Annotated in this window: 14 protein-coding genes and 2 pseudogenes; 5 read left to right on the top strand and 11 right to left on the bottom strand. The window is 71.9% G+C overall.

The window, feature by feature from the left end:
* The first annotated feature begins 358 nt into the window (after window positions 1–358).
* Window positions 359–1,546, top strand: a complete 1,188-nt coding sequence (locus HUT16_RS36945) for a cytochrome P450 (protein WP_176192351.1) — start codon at window positions 359–361, stop codon at window positions 1,544–1,546.
* Window positions 1,547–1,691: 145 nt separating this feature from the next.
* Here the strand turns inward: HUT16_RS36945 and HUT16_RS36940 are convergent, their stop codons facing one another.
* On the bottom strand, window positions 1,692–2,837 hold the full coding sequence (locus HUT16_RS36940; protein WP_176192350.1) for a glycosyltransferase family 2 protein: 1,146 nt from the start codon (window positions 2,835–2,837) through the stop codon (window positions 1,692–1,694).
* Between the two features lie 300 nt (window positions 2,838–3,137).
* On the opposite strand from HUT16_RS36940, the pseudogene HUT16_RS39010 reads away from it, so the two are divergent.
* Window positions 3,138–3,705 (top strand): annotated as a pseudogene (locus HUT16_RS39010) (IS5 family transposase); the annotation flags it as partial.
* A 237-nt stretch (window positions 3,706–3,942) separates the two neighbouring features.
* Here HUT16_RS39010 and HUT16_RS36935 read toward each other — a convergent pair.
* Entirely contained in the window at window positions 3,943–5,058 is a 1,116-nt protein-coding gene (locus HUT16_RS36935) for an IS5 family transposase (protein ID WP_254898184.1), read from the bottom strand.
* A 238-nt stretch (window positions 5,059–5,296) separates the two neighbouring features.
* Window positions 5,297–5,911: a hypothetical protein gene (locus HUT16_RS36930; RefSeq protein ID WP_176192349.1), complete on the bottom strand. Its 615-nt coding sequence runs from the start codon at window positions 5,909–5,911 to the stop codon at window positions 5,297–5,299.
* A gap of 209 nt (window positions 5,912–6,120) precedes the next feature.
* Between HUT16_RS36930 and HUT16_RS39005 the strand changes: the two are divergent.
* Window positions 6,121–6,213: pseudogene (locus tag HUT16_RS39005) on the top strand (IS5/IS1182 family transposase); the annotation flags it as partial.
* A gap of 26 nt (window positions 6,214–6,239) precedes the next feature.
* Here the strand turns inward: HUT16_RS39005 and HUT16_RS36925 are convergent.
* The 5 genes from HUT16_RS36925 to HUT16_RS36905 all read right to left on the bottom strand — a co-directional run bounded on the left by HUT16_RS36925 (window position 6,240) and on the right by HUT16_RS36905 (window position 10,064).
* Window positions 6,240–6,698: a hypothetical protein gene (locus HUT16_RS36925; RefSeq protein ID WP_176192348.1), complete on the bottom strand. Its 459-nt coding sequence runs from the start codon at window positions 6,696–6,698 to the stop codon at window positions 6,240–6,242.
* A gap of 112 nt (window positions 6,699–6,810) precedes the next feature.
* Window positions 6,811–8,442, bottom strand: coding sequence for an alpha/beta hydrolase (locus HUT16_RS36920; RefSeq protein ID WP_176192347.1), 1,632 nt, complete (start codon window positions 8,440–8,442; stop codon window positions 6,811–6,813).
* The gene (locus tag HUT16_RS36915; RefSeq protein ID WP_176192346.1) at window positions 8,439–8,747 is read right to left on the bottom strand and encodes a hypothetical protein; all 309 of its coding nucleotides are present in this window, start codon (window positions 8,745–8,747) and stop codon (window positions 8,439–8,441) included. The genes HUT16_RS36920 and HUT16_RS36915 overlap by 4 nt, the downstream gene beginning before the upstream one ends.
* Window positions 8,748–9,062: 315 nt before the next feature.
* On the bottom strand, window positions 9,063–9,779 hold the full coding sequence (locus HUT16_RS36910) for a hypothetical protein (RefSeq protein WP_176192345.1): 717 nt from the start codon (window positions 9,777–9,779) through the stop codon (window positions 9,063–9,065).
* 114 nt (window positions 9,780–9,893) lie between these two features.
* Window positions 9,894–10,064, bottom strand: coding sequence for a hydrophobic protein (locus HUT16_RS36905; RefSeq protein WP_176192344.1), 171 nt, complete (start codon window positions 10,062–10,064; stop codon window positions 9,894–9,896).
* Between the two features lie 131 nt (window positions 10,065–10,195).
* Between HUT16_RS36905 and HUT16_RS36900 the strand changes: the two genes are divergently transcribed.
* On the top strand, window positions 10,196–10,369 hold the full coding sequence (locus HUT16_RS36900; RefSeq protein WP_176192343.1) for a CsbD family protein: 174 nt from the start codon (window positions 10,196–10,198) through the stop codon (window positions 10,367–10,369).
* A 210-nt stretch (window positions 10,370–10,579) separates the two neighbouring features.
* The gene (locus tag HUT16_RS36895) at window positions 10,580–11,749 is read left to right on the top strand and encodes an AI-2E family transporter (protein WP_254898183.1); all 1,170 of its coding nucleotides are present in this window, start codon (window positions 10,580–10,582) and stop codon (window positions 11,747–11,749) included.
* Between the two features lie 119 nt (window positions 11,750–11,868).
* Here the strand turns inward: HUT16_RS36895 and HUT16_RS36890 are convergent, their stop codons facing one another.
* From HUT16_RS36890 to HUT16_RS36880, 3 genes are all read right to left on the bottom strand, one after another.
* Window positions 11,869–12,237 (bottom strand): hypothetical protein, encoded by a 369-nt coding sequence (locus tag HUT16_RS36890; RefSeq protein ID WP_176192342.1) that lies wholly within the window; start codon window positions 12,235–12,237, stop codon window positions 11,869–11,871.
* Between the two features lie 394 nt (window positions 12,238–12,631).
* Window positions 12,632–12,883 carry a UBP-type zinc finger domain-containing protein gene (locus HUT16_RS36885; RefSeq protein WP_176193071.1) on the bottom strand — a complete coding sequence of 84 codons (252 nt, stop codon included), beginning with the start codon at window positions 12,881–12,883 and terminating at the stop codon, window positions 12,632–12,634.
* A 156-nt stretch (window positions 12,884–13,039) separates the two neighbouring features.
* A complete protein-coding gene (locus HUT16_RS36880) occupies window positions 13,040–13,981 on the bottom strand; it encodes a hypothetical protein (RefSeq protein ID WP_176192341.1) in 942 nt (313 codons plus the stop codon).
* Between the last annotated feature and the right edge of the window lie 24 nt (window positions 13,982–14,005).

The raw sequence follows: 14,005 nt of genomic DNA, 5'->3' as shown, positions 1-14,005 counted from the left end.
ATGCCGGCGAAGCAGCGGGCATTGTGGTGAAATCCCGTCCCGCGCGCTCCACGAAACGCGTCGTTCCTCACAGGCCACCCACCGAAAATCCGCCAACGGACCGTCCGCCCGGTCGCGGACCCGCGTCCGCCCACCGCGCCGCCAGCACCGCGCCGCCGCCATCGGGCCGGGTGCACGGGCACCGTCGACGCCGCCGGTGACGACGCCCTAGACTCCCGTCCGCACTCGCGCAGAAGAACGTCCTCGACCATCGTCCGGCCGTCCGGGAACACCTCCGCACGGCGCTCACCATCCGGTGCGGGCGAACCGACCACCGGCGCCGCCGACCGCTCCGGTGACGCCCCGTCAGGAGGCAGCGATGCAAGCCACGTTCCCTTTCGCCACACCGCACCACCTCGACAACGAGCCCGAAGCCGAAGCGCTGCTCGCGCAGGCTCCGGTCGTCCGCGCCACGATCGGCCCCGCGAACGTCTGGCTCGCCCTCTCCTACCGGGCGGTGCGCCAGGTGCTGAGCGACGGCCGGTTCAGCCGGGAGGCGGCCACCCGTCCGGGCAGCCCGCTGCAACTCTCGGTCGCCACCGACCCGCTCCTGGTCACCAGCCTGGACGGCGAGCGCCACGCCCGCCTGCGCAAGCTGATGTCGCAGGCGTTCAGCCCGCGCATGGTCGATCAGCTCGAACCCCGCGTGCAGTCCGTCGTGGACTCCCTGCTCGATTCCCTCGACTCCCTCGACTCCACCGGCTCCACCGCGGACCTGGTGGCGGGCCTCTGCGCCCCGCTCCCGCTGATGGTCATCTGCGAGCTGCTCGGCGTGCCCTACTCCGAGGCGGAGGCCATCCGCAGGTGGACCAGGCGGCTGTTCGTCACGAACATCACGGCGGACGAACTGCGGGCCGCCCAGGGCGAGATGCAGGCCTGGCTCGCCGACCTGGTCCGCCACAAGCGCGCACGGCCGGACGACGGGTTGATCTCGGCGATGGTCGCCGCCAACGACGAGGGCGACCACCTCACCGAACCCGAACTGCTGGCCAACCTCGAAGGCCTGCTGATCGCCGGCCACGAGACGACCGTCAACCAGCTGGGCAACTCCTTCCTGACCCTGCTGCGCCACCCGGACCAGCTCGCGCTGCTGCGCTCGTCACCGGACCTGATCGCCCCGGCGGTCGACGAACTGCTGCGCTACAGCAGGCTCTTCAGCTCGGCCGAGGTCCGGGTCACCACCGAGCCCGTCGAGCTGGAGGGCGTCGGGCTCGGGGCGGGCGAACCGGTCCTGCCGGTCATCGTCGCGGCCAACCGCGACCCCGGCGCGTACCCCGACCCCGGCCGCTTCGACATCACCCGCGAGGGACCGGCCGCGCACCTCGCCTTCGGCCACGGGCCGCACTTCTGCCTCGGCGCGGTACTGGCCCGTCGCGAGATGCGGGTGGCGATCGGGTCCGTGGTGAAGCGGTATCCGGGCCTGCGCCTCGCCGTCGACGAGTCCGAGCTCACCTACGTACCGGAACTCGTCTTCCGCGGTCTCCAGTCGCTGCCCGTCACCTGGTGACAGCCCCCTTCCCGGCCCGCCGGGACCCCGGCCCCCGGCGCCCGACCGCCGACGGGTCGGGGGTCCGGGCACGGCACCCGTCCGCAGCCGGACCCGCGGCCGGACCCGCGGCATGTCTCGCCGCGGCGAAGGCCAGCACGACCGGTCAGGGTGTCAGGCCGTCGGACCCGACGGGGTAGCGGGCGAGGATCCTCTTCCTGACGTCGGCGGACGGCCGGTGGAAGTACACCAGCTCACGCGTCGTCCCGGCGCACTGCGCCGGCCCGGCCAGCACCGCCCGCTCCGTGTCGTCCAGGACCAGCAGGTCGCGTTCGGCGGCCAGCCCGGGCAGCCGGGCGAGGACGTCCCGGGCGTTGTCGTCGTCCACCTCCAGCAACGCGTACGAGGTCGGTTCGGGCAGGCGGCCGGCCAGCGCCCGCGCCGCGTACTCCATCCGGACCGTGCACTCCAGCCAGCCGAGGCCGCGCTCCGCCGCCACCTCCGCCGGGTCGAACGCCCGGCAGATGACCTGCTGGATCGCCACGTCCGCCGCCCCCGCGTGCCGGGCGACGAAATGGTCGAGGTTGCGGCGCCACTGGTCGAGCATCTCCGCCGTGACCTCGCGCCGCGTCTGGTAGGACAGCGCCTCCGGCTGGAACGCGAACGCCAGCCCCCGGCGCCGCAGCCGGTAGCCGAGCTCGGAGTCCTCCAGGCCCCAGCCCAGGAAGCCCTCGTCGAAGCCCCCGACCGCGAGCAGGTGCTCGCGGCGCACCGACAGGTTGCAGGTGAAGGCGTAGTGCCAGCAGGTCTCCAGGTTGTCGAAGTTCTCCGAGAACTCGGCCAGCAGGAACTCCCGGCCGTCCCATCCGACGATCTCCGGCATCGCGTCGAGCGAGAACTCCCGGGCCAGGCGCTCGTCGTCGATCTCCCCCTCGGCCATGTCGCCCCGGGGGCCGGCCACGACCAGATCGCTGCGCAACCGGTGGTACCGGGCGTGCGCGGCCAGGAAGCCGGGTTCGACGACCTGGTCGGCGTCGACCAGGACGACCACCTCGCCACCGGCCGCACGGATCCCGGCGTTGCGCGCCGCCGCCCGGCCGGAGGCCGCGGTCCGCGGCAGGAACAGGTACTTCAGGGAATAGGGCAGCGCCAGGGCCGCGAGGAGCTCCCCGGTGCCGTCGTCGGAGCCGTCGTCCACCACCACGACCTCGAACGAGTCCCCGGCGTCGAGCTCGCACAGGGCCAGGCACGACAGCAGTCGCCGCACCTGCGGACCGGCGTTGTAGGACGGGACGACCACGCTGATGTTCATCGCGACCCGACCAGGCGTGCACTCACTTCGACTCCCCCGTCCCGGTGTTCCACCACGGCCGCACCCCACTCACGCCAGGGTCCCACGCGTCCGGCGGTCCGGGCTAGTACGCAACGGCGCTCGCCCTGACGGGACTTCAACTCCGTTACTCTGCAACCGTTTCTTGCAGTAGCGGTCCGGGCCCGGCGGGACAGGTGATCAGCCGGCGGATCTCGGGGACGGTACGGGGCACCAGGTCTGGCAACGGAACACATCGGCCTGCTCCAACTCGTAGCGCCAGCCCTCGCTGTAGCCGTCACCCGCGTTCGCGGACACCCGCCGGAACCGGATCTACTTCCGCGGACACACGGGTGTCCCGTGGCGGGACCTGCCCGTGCGCTACGGTCGGTGGAAGACCGCCTACGAGTGACACCGGTGCTGGTCGGCGGACGGCACGTGCGAGCCCGGACGCTGAAGGCGGTACGGGCCCCGGCCGATGCCGAGGGCCGACTGGACTGGGGCCGGGTCGGCCTCGGCTCCACGACCTGGCGCGCCCATCAGCACACCGTCGGCGCTCGAAAGGCCGCCTCGACGAACGGGCCCAAAAAGGGTGGCGCCTGCACGGCACCGTGCCGACGAAGGGCTCGGGCGCTCGCGTGGTGGCCTGACCAACAAGATTCACCTGGCCAGCGAAGGCGGCCGACGGCCACTCGGCCTGCTCGTCACGCCCGGCCAGGCCCCCGACGGCAGCACGTTCGAACCGGCCATGGCCGAGATCCGCGTTCCGCATCGGGGCGGCGGCCGTCCCCGCACCCGCCCCGACGTGCTCAGCGCAGACAGAGCCCACAGCTGCAAGCTCATACGAACCTACCTGCGCAGACGCCAGATCCCTCAGAAGCCGTTGTCTTTCCGATTGTGGCGGGTGCGTTTCCGCTGCTCAGGCATAAGTGCCGGTGCCTCGGTGGCAGAGGCGGAGTGCCGTGTCGCCTCTTCGGTGGAGGTGCCGGATGCCGTCGGTGATGGGGTTGTTAAAGGAGCGCGAGCGTGCTGCCCGGCAGCGGGTGGAGGTCCTGCAGGCCGAGCTGCGGGAGGCGGAGGCCGTGTGGGAGCGGTTCGTGATCGCCCGTCAGACGGTGGCCGAAGTCCTGGCAGAACCTGTTGCGGGCGAGGAGGTGCCGTCGGCCGGGGCAGCTGGTGGACGGCCTGCGCGGGTCGTCGGTGCCGTGCCCGGATCGGTGGTGCCGGTCTGGAGGGAAGTGCTCGCTCCCGACTCGCTTGCGCCGGACCACCAGCGACTCGGGGAGGTCCTGGCAGGAAGCGGGGAGGAGATGGACTGTCGGCAGCTCGCGGCGGCCCTGGGTCTGGAGGTGGTCGCGGCGAAGGTGGAGGGAGTGCGGTCGAAGGTGAAGCACCTGGCCGTGCGGGGCTGGCCGGCTGGCCGAGGAACGCCCGGGGATGTTCCACGTACTTGCCGGGCGAGCCGACGGCTCATGACCATGCTCATCGACCACCGGATCATCGCCTCGGAGGTGTCGATGCGGGTCTCGTAGTCGCGGGCCAGGCGGCGTGAGTGCATCAGCCACGCGAACGTCCGTTCCACCAGCCACCTTTTCTGCAGCACCACGAAGCCCGTGGTGTCGTCGGTGCGTTTGACCACGGTCAGGGCGATGTTCAGGACATTGCGGGCGAGGTCGACCAGGCGTCCGGTGTAGCCGCCGTCGGCCCGCACCGGCGAGATACGCCAGCGTCGTTGACGCAGCCGCTCCAGCAGCGTCCCGCCGGCTTCGCGATCGGTGACGGAGGCTGCGGTGACCAGCACCGTCAACAGCAGCCCGAGGGTATCCACCGCGATGTGTCGTTTGCGGCAGTTGACCTTCTTCCCGCCGTCGAATCCCCGGCTCGCGCTCGGAACCGAGGAGGCGGCCTTGACCGACTGCGCGTCGATGATCCCTGCGGTCGGCTCCGGATCGCGGCTTGCCGCCTCGCGGGCCCGGTCCCGCAGCCGGTCGTGGAACTCGACGACCAGTCCCTTGTCACGCCAACGCCGGAAGAAGGCGTAGGCGCGGTCCCAGTCGGGGAAGTCGTCCGGCATCGCCCGCCAGGTGATGCCGCCCGCGACCAGGTAGCACGCTGCGTCGACCAGCTGCCGGTGGCAGTAGCCCTCCGGCTGCCCGCCCCGACTTTCCAGCCGGGCGGGGATGGGCATCGCGTCACGTACGACCGCCCACTCCGCGTCACTCATGTCCGAGGGGTACCTCGGCCGCCTGTGCGGCCGGTCGCCGGCGTTCCCGAACCGGTGAGCGAGACAGTCGCACGTGCGGGTCGCGGAGTTGAAGCCGACCGGTGTGAGGGCTCACAACGGCGGCAACCAGGCCTCCTGGCGTGCTCAAGGTCTTCGACAGACCCGAGCTGCACCAGAGGCCATGTCTTGTCACCGAGCCGGAGCCGCTCGGAGCCTGCCGTTGACCGTGTCCGGGGGCTCACTCCCGATGGTTCTTCGACCAGTCACCCCGAAGACGATAGGCACGGCCATCACCAACCTGCTTCGTCCCGCCGGGAACGACGTCCCCGTGGTACGAATACTGTTCCGTCACCGCCGCCAGCAGGAAATCCAGGAAGCCGCCCTCGAACACGTCCCACTCCCACATCGAGTGGAACTTGGCGGCTACCGGCCACCGGTCGGGGTCCGGGCCCCGCATCAGCCAGAAGAAGTGGTCGGAATTGTAGTTGTTACCCCACTTCAGCAGGCCGCCCTCGGCCGGGAACAGCGGATACGGGCACTCCCTGTAGTTCCCGTCCCGGTAGCACTCGGCCAGCCAGGCACAGTATCCGTAGGGCTCCGTCGTGTGGTACAGGAACCCCTCGAAGCCGGACGGCACCGCGGCGTGGGGACTGGGGACTTCCGTCGGTGTGAAAATGTGCAGCTCGTCGCTGATGCTGACCGACCCGTACCGATCGGCGAACGCCCGGTAGTCCGAGGGCAGTTGGAAGCCGATCGCCGCGGGTGCGAGCTCCCGCGGGACCGGGGTCACGCCGTCCGCGGGCGGCGGTCCGATCACCACGCCGAGTCGATCCAGCGTCTCCTCGATGTCCATGCCCACTCCCGTCGGTCGCCCGTTCCCGCCGGAGGCTGTTCGTCTGCAGTGACACCGCAGGCGGCCGGGCCCAGCCCCGCAGCGTCCCGGCACCCGACCTGCGCGGGAGGCCCCACTTCCATGCCCAGACGACCAGGGGATCATCCGACCGAGGCAGCAGACTCGAACTCACGATCACCAAGCTCGATTGAGCAACGGATTCTCATAGCATCCCCGAGAAGAAGGACCAGATCGGTCAGCGCCCGACCCGCGGCTCTGCCGGTGGCCGCCCGCCCGGCTTCGACCGCGAGGCGTACAGCCGCGTCCCCAACCTCACAGGACAGAACATCTAGGGCTGCGCTGCGGCGGAGGCGGAGGGGGGCATGAGGCAGCGGGTGCTGACGCTGATGGAGAGCCAGTGGACACCACCCGTGGTGCCGACGTCGATGAAGTAGCGGCCTTCGTCGTGTTTGGCGTACAGGAGCACGTCGGGCTGGCCGTCCACCGTCTCGCGGTAACCGGTGATGCGGAAGCCCTCCTTCTCCAGGGCGGCCCGGATCTTGCGGACGGCTTCAGGGTGCTGATCCACCGGGACTGTGCTGGCGGCGTGGTAGGCGAGGGTGTACCGGCCGTCCTCGACGACCTCGCCGTTCTTTCCCTCGCAGTTGCTGAAGTAGGGCTTGACGGACTCCGGCGCCACGGTGACACCGCCGACCTCGGCCAGGTGCTCGGTCATGCGCTGCGCCCACGCCTGGGCCTCGCTCTTGGCCATGACGGGCAGCGGCTCGTTCGGATCCGGGCTGTTCACGCAGCCTCCCAGGAGTAGTGACAGGAACAGGACCGTGGCGGCGTTCAGGTGACGGCGCACGCGGAATTTCGGTCGAGGCATGGAATGCGGGTCTCTCTGCGGCAGCCGGGCCTCAAAGGCCGGGCACGATGGCGGGAGGCTCGTCCCGGTGGTTGTCGACGGTGTTCGGCCGCCGTCCGGCGATGATCCGTCCCTGGTTGTTCAGGCTCTCGCTGTCGGGGTCCCAGTAGCCGCTGTGCCCGTGGGTGTCGATGGCGAGGGTCTGCCCGCCGAAAGCACCGAGGGTGGGGTCGGGCCCGAGGGTCGCCCCGGTGACGAGGCTGATGTTGTCGTCGGCCGCGGTGCCGGCCCAGACGTGGCCGGGGTCGATGTGGAGGTCCGAAGCGCTGGGTGCGGTCATGCCGGGGCTGGCGATCGCGACGATGTCGTCGGCCTGCAAGCCCTGTCCGCCCGCTGCGGCGGCCCCGACGGCGGTGGTGCCGTAGCTGTGTCCGATGACGGTGAGATTGCTGTGGTGATCGCCTTGGGCGGTGCGCACGCCGTCGGTGAAGCGGCGCATGTCCTCGGCTCCGTCCTCGGCCCGGCCGGGGGTCAGGACGCTGCCGCTGAACTCGGGTGCGTCGTAGCCGAGCCAGGAGATCACCGCGACTTTCGTCCCCGGGTCCGCTCTTTCCGCCGAGTCCTGCAGCCTGCCGATGCGGTCGATCTGGCCCGATGTGGAGGTCATCGTCGTGCCGGTACCGGGGACCAGGACCGCGGTGTGGTCGGCGGTGTCCGGGTTGCCGGTGGACACCACCGCCTTGCCGTCACCGTGCGCATCCACCTGGAGCAGGAACAACTGGTGCTGCTCGTCCAACCCGTCCTTCTTGTCCAACGCCTCCTTGAGGGCGTGGAGGTTGGTCTGCTGCTGGTTCCACTCCTCGTAGGTGGTGTTCCCGGTGGGGGTTCCGGCCTTCAGCATGTCGAGCTGCTGCTCCACGACGAGGCGGTTGGCCTGGTCCCGCACCGTGGCGGGCAGGCCGTCGAGGCGGCCGATCTCCTCGGGGTGCAGGGCGATGTAGCTCTGCTGCTGTTCGGGCGTCAGGGACTTCCACCACTCGGCGCTCTGCTTGGGGTCCTTGTTCTCCGGGATGTAGGGGGCTGCGAGGCCGAGGTCCTTGGCGACGTCCTGGACGTCCTTCGCCGACTCGCTCGCCGCTCCGTCCACCCGGATCTGGGTGAGGACGCCGGCGCTGAGGTGCCCGAGTGCGCGGGCGCCCTGGTCGCTGGCCTCACGGGCGGCGGTGAGCGCGCTGTTGATGCGGTCCTGGACCTGGTCGCGCAGCTGGACCTGGTCCTGCCGCTCGTCGCGAGCGTCCGGGTCGTGGCGGTCGGGTGCCGTCTGGGGTGGCAGGCCCACCGTTCCGTCGTCCGCCACCGGCAGGTGCCACTCGTCGGCCCGTAGCAGTGCGTTCGACAGGTTCGTCCTGGCCTGCTCCATCCGGTCGGCGACGGTGTCCAGTACCAGCGCCACCGACTCGGCCTCCACCCGTACGACTTCCAGCTTCTGCTCGTTCGATTCCATCGTGAAGAACGCGCTGTCGGCGTCTTTGCCCTGCCAGTGCTCCCGCAGGGGCCCGTTGACCCGATGCCGGTGCTGGCTGTTGGCGTCCTCCGCCGCGGCCGACAGCCGGCGCCAGCCCTCGGCCGTCTCCCGCAGCCCGGAGGGGTCGAAACGCCGCAGCAGCGCGAAGTCCCCGCTCACCGCTGTCCCTGCCTCTGCCACGTCTCGGCGATCTGGTCGTTGTTCCACTCGTGCCCCTGCGCGCTGGCCTCCAGCGCCGAGGCGGTGTCCGCCAGACGCTCCGACAGCCTGCCGAGAGCAGGAGCCCATCCGTCCGCGAGGCTCTGCAGCTCCGCCCCCACCGACCACCCCGCCAACTCGCCCGCGGTCGTACGGCTGGAGTCGGTCGCGCCGGTGGCCGGCGGCTGCAGTTCCTCGCCGATGCTCCGTACGGCCGCCGCCGAAGCCCTCAGCTCGGCCGGGTCCACCCTGATCTGTTCGCTCACTGATCCCCCCCGGTCGGTGACACAGTCAGCGATCATACGGTCACCGATCGGTACGGGGGTATCCGTACGAATACTCAGATCACCGACCACACGGGCCGGACCGCAGACGGAACGGCAAGGCCGAAGAAGCCAACCGCCACGCTCACGCATACGTCGATCGGGGACGTTCTGGCCGCCCCCGGCGTGGTGACGGGGCTCATCTGATGTGGTTCTGACCACAGTCCGGTGAACGATCGGAAGGAGGGAGCTCTGAACGGCCGTCGGATCGAGAGCGCGTACTGCGCGGCCTGTCGTCGCACCCGAGGCGACGCGCAGTCAGTCGAAGTACACCACGAGCCTGACGCCGTCGTCGCCGAAGCGGCCGGCCAGTGCCGCCATGACCGCGAACACGTGCTCCCAGCCGGTGCCCGGCCCGATCGCGTCCCCGTACGTGAACCGGCGGTACGACACCTGTGCGGTGCCCACCGACCATTCACCGAAGGGCAGTTCCGCCGGGCTCCGGCCGTCGACGTGGGGTCCCATCCGCTGCACCAGCTCTTCCGAGTTCCACTGCTCGCCGACCCAGAACCAGCTCTCCAGGTGCGGGTGCGGGCCAGGCAGCACGACCACGCCCCGCAAGCCCGCAGGCGACGCCGTCAGGTCGACCCGCGCCAGTTCCGCCCAGCTCACCCACGTCGGGCCGTGCACAGCCGCATCCATGCGCTCGGACTCCTCGAAGTCCGCCCGCATCGCCGCCGAGACATCGACCGGCAGCCCGCGCTGCCCGGCGAGCGGCTCCCAACCTTGGTAGTTGCGCACCCCGAACAGCAGGGCGAACGCCTCGTACTCGCCCTTGCCGAACAGCGGTTGCAGATCCATGCACCGCTGCCAGGGCTCCCATTCGAACCAGTCCTCGTCGGCGTTCGGATCCCTGATCTCGATGCAGCCGTACATGTCGGTGCCTATGACCGCGAGGCTAGGACACGGCTTGTGGTGATGACCAGCCAATTCCTCCTCGCGCAGGCCCCCGCCCCGCCCCGCCGTGAGGTTCACGGAAATCCGGCCAGAGCCGTTTTCATGAAGCGGTTGTGGACGCTCGGGGCCGGGTCCACCGGTGTTGTGGTGGGCCCGGCCCCGGGCGGTGCGGTGCGGGGTGTCGGTGTCGGGTTACCAGCGGTACCAGCGGTGCCGGCCGCCGGACGGGTGTGCGCCGCGGGCCACGAAGCCGAGCAGCCAGAACACCAGGACGACCACGGCGGCCAGCCAGAGGATCTTCAGCGCGAAACCGGCGCCGAACAGCAGCAGGGTGAGGAGCAGGACCAGCAGAAGGGGAACCACGACGACCTCCCGGGACTCGATTGTCGCGGCCTCTGCTGCCCGGGACCGCGCCGGATATTCGGGGGAATCTTCCGGCGGCCACGGGGCACCCGACTGCCCGTCGGCGAGCGATCGACAGCCAGGAGGCGAACATGGGGACGGGCGACAAGGCCGAGAACACCGGCGAGAAGATCGAGGGCGCCGTCAAGAAGAACGTCGGCAAGGCCGTCGGCAACGAGCGCCTGGAGGCGAAGGGCCGGGCCGAGCAGGCCGCGGGCGACCTCAAGCAGGCCGAGGAGCACGTCAAGGACGCCTTCCGGAACTGAGCCGCCTCCCCACCCACCACACACAGGCCCCGGGACACCGCACCCCCTACGGGTGACGTGCCCGGGGCCCTGCCACGTCCACGTCCACGCACTGCTCCGCCCCCCGCCGGGCCGGGCCCGCGCACCGGGTGTCTCCGGCGCGCTTCGACTCGGCGCAACGGGGCAACCGGACGGTGCCCCCAGGGCCGCGAGCGGAACGGACCCACGACCATGAAGATGCCACCGGGACTGCGTGTCGTCACCACCGGCGCTGCCGACGGAATCCGCCGTCGGCTGCTGGTGCCCCCCGAGGCCGCCCCGACCGCGCCCGCGGCCGATCCCCCGCCGTCCGCGGCGCCCGGCCGGCGCTCCCCCGCGGCCCGGCTGCCCGGGTTCTCCACCGGCCTGCGGCTGGCGCTCGGCGCGCTCACCGGCTGGTTCCTCTTCCGCCAACTGCTGCGGCTGGAGGAGTTCCTGACCCTGCTGCTGCTCTCCGTCTTCCTCGCGGTGAGCCTGGAGCCGGTCGTCGCCGCGCTGTGCCGGCGCCGGTTGCGGCGCGGCTGGGCGGTGGCCGCCGTGCTCGGCGTCTTCCTGCTGCTGGTGGCGGGCTTCCTGCTGCTGGTGGTCCCCCCGGTGGGGCAGGAGGCCGGTGTGCTGGCCCGGCGCGTCCCGCTCTGGCTGGACCAGGTGCACGACCACCACTCGGCGCTCGGCCGGATCGAGGACCGCTTCCACCTCGCCGAACAGGCCAAGAACGCCCTCGGCGGCGACGGCGGACCCGGCCTGATGGGCGGTGTGCTGGGCGCCGGCCGGCTGCTGCTCGACACCGTCACCTCGGTCACCGTGGTCGCCACCGTGACGCTGTACCTGATGGCGGGGATGCCCGACATCAAGGAGTTCTGCTACCGCTTCGTGAAGGGCAGCCACCGCGTCCGGGCCCGCGAGCTCACCGAGGAGATCCTCGCCCGCACCGGACGCTACATGCTCGGCAACCTGGTCACCTCCGCGATCGCCGGCCTGGCCACCGCGGTGTGGTGCGCGGCGGTCGGTGTGCCGTACGCCGCCGCCCTCGGCGTGTTCGTGGCCCTGATGGACCTGGTGCCGATCGTCGGCTCGACCATCGGCGGCATCGTCGTCAGCCTGGTCGCCCTCGCGGTCTCCTGGCCGGTCGCCCTGGCCACGGCCGGTTTCTACATCGGCTTCCGGCTGCTGGAGGACTACCTGATCATGCCGCGGACGATGAAGTTCGCCGTCGACGTCCACCCCTTCGTGACCATCGTGGCCGTTCTGGTCGGCGGCGCGCTGCTGGGCATCGTGGGCGCCCTGGTCGCCGTCCCGGCCGCGGTCGCCCTCGGCCTGCTGCTGGACGAGTTCGTCTTCCCCCACCTCGACCACCGCTGACCGGCCGGACGCTCCCCAGCCACTGCGCACAGCTGCGGCCGTGGGTACGGCCGCAGAGCTGCGGGGCGGGGAGCCCCCGCCCGGCGGCGCCGGGCCGTCGCCGGACGGCCCGGCACCGCTCAGAGCCGCTCCTCCAGGCGGATCGCCTCGCGCAGTTCCCGGTGCGCCCGGTCGCCGTCGCCCGCGTGCTGCTCCAGCAGGGCGGCGGCGATGGCGTCCAGCTTGCGCTGCAGCGCGTGCTCCGCGCGGCGCTCCGCGTTCTTCAGCAGGGCCAGCAGCACCAGCGTGACGGCGGTCATCACGTCACCGGCGAGGATCTGCCACTCGGTGGGCAGGCCCAGCGCGTGCACCGCGAAGAAGGCCGCCACCAGCAGCAGGCAGAACACCGAGAACACCGGTGAGCTGCTCAGGTTGGACGCGGTCTCGGCCAGCCGCTCGAACCGGCCCCGCCCGTCGGTGCGCTCCGCGGGGTGCGGGAAGACGGTCACGAGGCCCTCCCCGCGCGGTGGTCCGCCGCCGCGTCGGCTGCGGTGACCGCAGCCGCGCTCACCGCAGCCGCGCTCGCCACGGCCGGGCTGCCCGCCGTCCGGGCCCCGGCGGCGGCCGCTTCCGGCCCGGCGCGGCCGGGGGCGATCGGGGCGGGCGCTCGCCGCGCCGGGCGAACGCCGCGACGCCCGGCCGCCCGGTTCCCGCACTGGCGCCGGTGGTCACCACGGCGCGTGAAATGGGTGTGGTCATGCCCTCTGGTGTGTCCGGTCCCCCGCAGCGCAAACCGCCCGAACCGGACACCGCCGCGAACCGCCCGCACCGGGACGCGCTCCAGGTGCGGGCGCCGCCGCGATGCCGACCCGGCGCCGACCCGGCACCGCCGCGGCCGTGCCGTCAGGCCGGGCGGAGGAAGACCTCGTCGACGTAGCACCAGGCCCAGTCCGCGCCGGGCCCGAGGGAGCGGGCGACGGGGTGGCCGCCGGCGGCGTGCGCGTGGCGGTACGCGTGCTGCCGGGGCGAGCTGTCGCAGCAGCCGACGTGCCCGCAGCCCAGGCACGCCCGGAGCTGCACCCACGTACTGCCTTCCCGCAGGCAGTCCTCGCAGCCGGCGGTCGTCCGGGCGGGTACTTCCCCCAGCCCGTCCAGGTGGTCGCAGGTCGGTTGGACGACGCGTCCCCGGTCCGTCGCCACCCGCCATTCGTGTCGTTCGTGCCGGTCGTTCACACGCTCCAGGGTAGCCGTCCGCCCTCCCGCGACGGCGGCCGTCCGCGGGGAGCGGGAGGGCCGTCGGTGGGAGCCCGCTCAGCCCTCGGGGAAGGGGGCGCGGGGGATGCCCGACGCCAGCCGGGCGCCCTCCTCGACCAGTGCGCGGGGGACGTGGAACTGCCAGTCCGGGCTCTCCGCGAGGCCCTGCCACTGGTCGAGGGGGACGGGCGGTTCGGCGCGGGTGGCGGCCTCCTTGTGCCCGTAGGCGTTGAGGGTCCCGGCGAACTCGGCGAACACCAGCACGTCGCCGTTGGGGCGCCAGATGGCGACCTGGTAGCCGTACAGGCCGGGCACGACGGCGTCGGTGGCCCTGACCATCTCCCAACTGCCGTCGGGGAGGAAGCGGTTCTGGCAGCTGAGCGGGCCCGGCGGGGGCCCGCTGGGGCGCTGGGGCCCGTCGTCGCAGCGCAGGGGGGTGTCCCGGGCGCCGGGGGTGTGGCCGTCGGTGGGGAAGGGGTGGGGCTCCTTGCGCAGGGTGAGCTGGAAGGTGGCCGTGCCGCGGCCGTCGTCGTAGCGGAGGAACGCGCCCAGTTCCTCGGCGGGGTCGTGGTCCCCGTACGGCTGCTGGTACTTGACGAAGGTCCCGCCCGCCGGGAGCCGGTCGGACAGCAGTTTGACCATGGCGTCCGGTGTCAGCTGGGCGTCCGCGCGCAGTGCGGACGGGGTCGGCGAGGTGGAGGGCGAAGCAGCGGTGGAGGGCGAAGCAGCGGTGGAGGGCACCGCGGCGGTGGAGGCCGGGTCGGCGGGTACGGGCCGCACCGGCCCGCCCTGGTCGCGGAGTTGGGACGTCACGACGGCGGTGCAGAGCACGGCGGTGACGGTCAGCGCGGCGCCGCCGACCCGCAGGGTGCGCCGCCGCCGCGCGCGGTGGCGTTCGCGGCCGAGCCGGGCGCTCTCCGCGACGATCTCGGTGACGGGGGGGTCGAGGTGCTTGACGCTGGCCGTGAGGACGTCGGCGAGGTCCTGGTCGAAATCCATCGGGTGTCTGCCTTTCCGGGGGCC

Source organism: Kitasatospora sp. NA04385 (genome assembly GCF_013364235.1).
GTDB lineage: Bacteria > Actinomycetota > Actinomycetes > Streptomycetales > Streptomycetaceae > Kitasatospora.
This window is presented reverse-complemented; position numbering and strand designations above follow the sequence as displayed.

What these genes read in the sequence shown, in the direction of transcription:
- HUT16_RS36895 (WP_254898183.1), top strand. Translation starts at nt 10,580, where the DNA reads ATGAAGATGCCACCGGGACTGCGTGTCGTCACCACCGGCGCTGCCGAC.
- HUT16_RS36940 (WP_176192350.1), bottom strand. Translation starts at nt 2,837, where the DNA reads ATGAACATCAGCGTGGTCGTCCCGTCCTACAACGCCGGTCCGCAGGTG.
- HUT16_RS36880 (WP_176192341.1), bottom strand. Translation starts at nt 13,981, where the DNA reads ATGGATTTCGACCAGGACCTCGCCGACGTCCTCACGGCCAGCGTCAAG.
- HUT16_RS36900 (WP_176192343.1), top strand. Translation starts at nt 10,196, where the DNA reads ATGGGGACGGGCGACAAGGCCGAGAACACCGGCGAGAAGATCGAGGGC.
- HUT16_RS36935 (WP_254898184.1), bottom strand. Translation starts at nt 5,058, where the DNA reads ATGAGTGACGCGGAGTGGGCGGTCGTACGTGACGCGATGCCCATCCCC.
- HUT16_RS36930 (WP_176192349.1), bottom strand. Translation starts at nt 5,911, where the DNA reads ATGGACATCGAGGAGACGCTGGATCGACTCGGCGTGGTGATCGGACCG.
- HUT16_RS36945 (WP_176192351.1), top strand. Translation starts at nt 359, where the DNA reads ATGCAAGCCACGTTCCCTTTCGCCACACCGCACCACCTCGACAACGAG.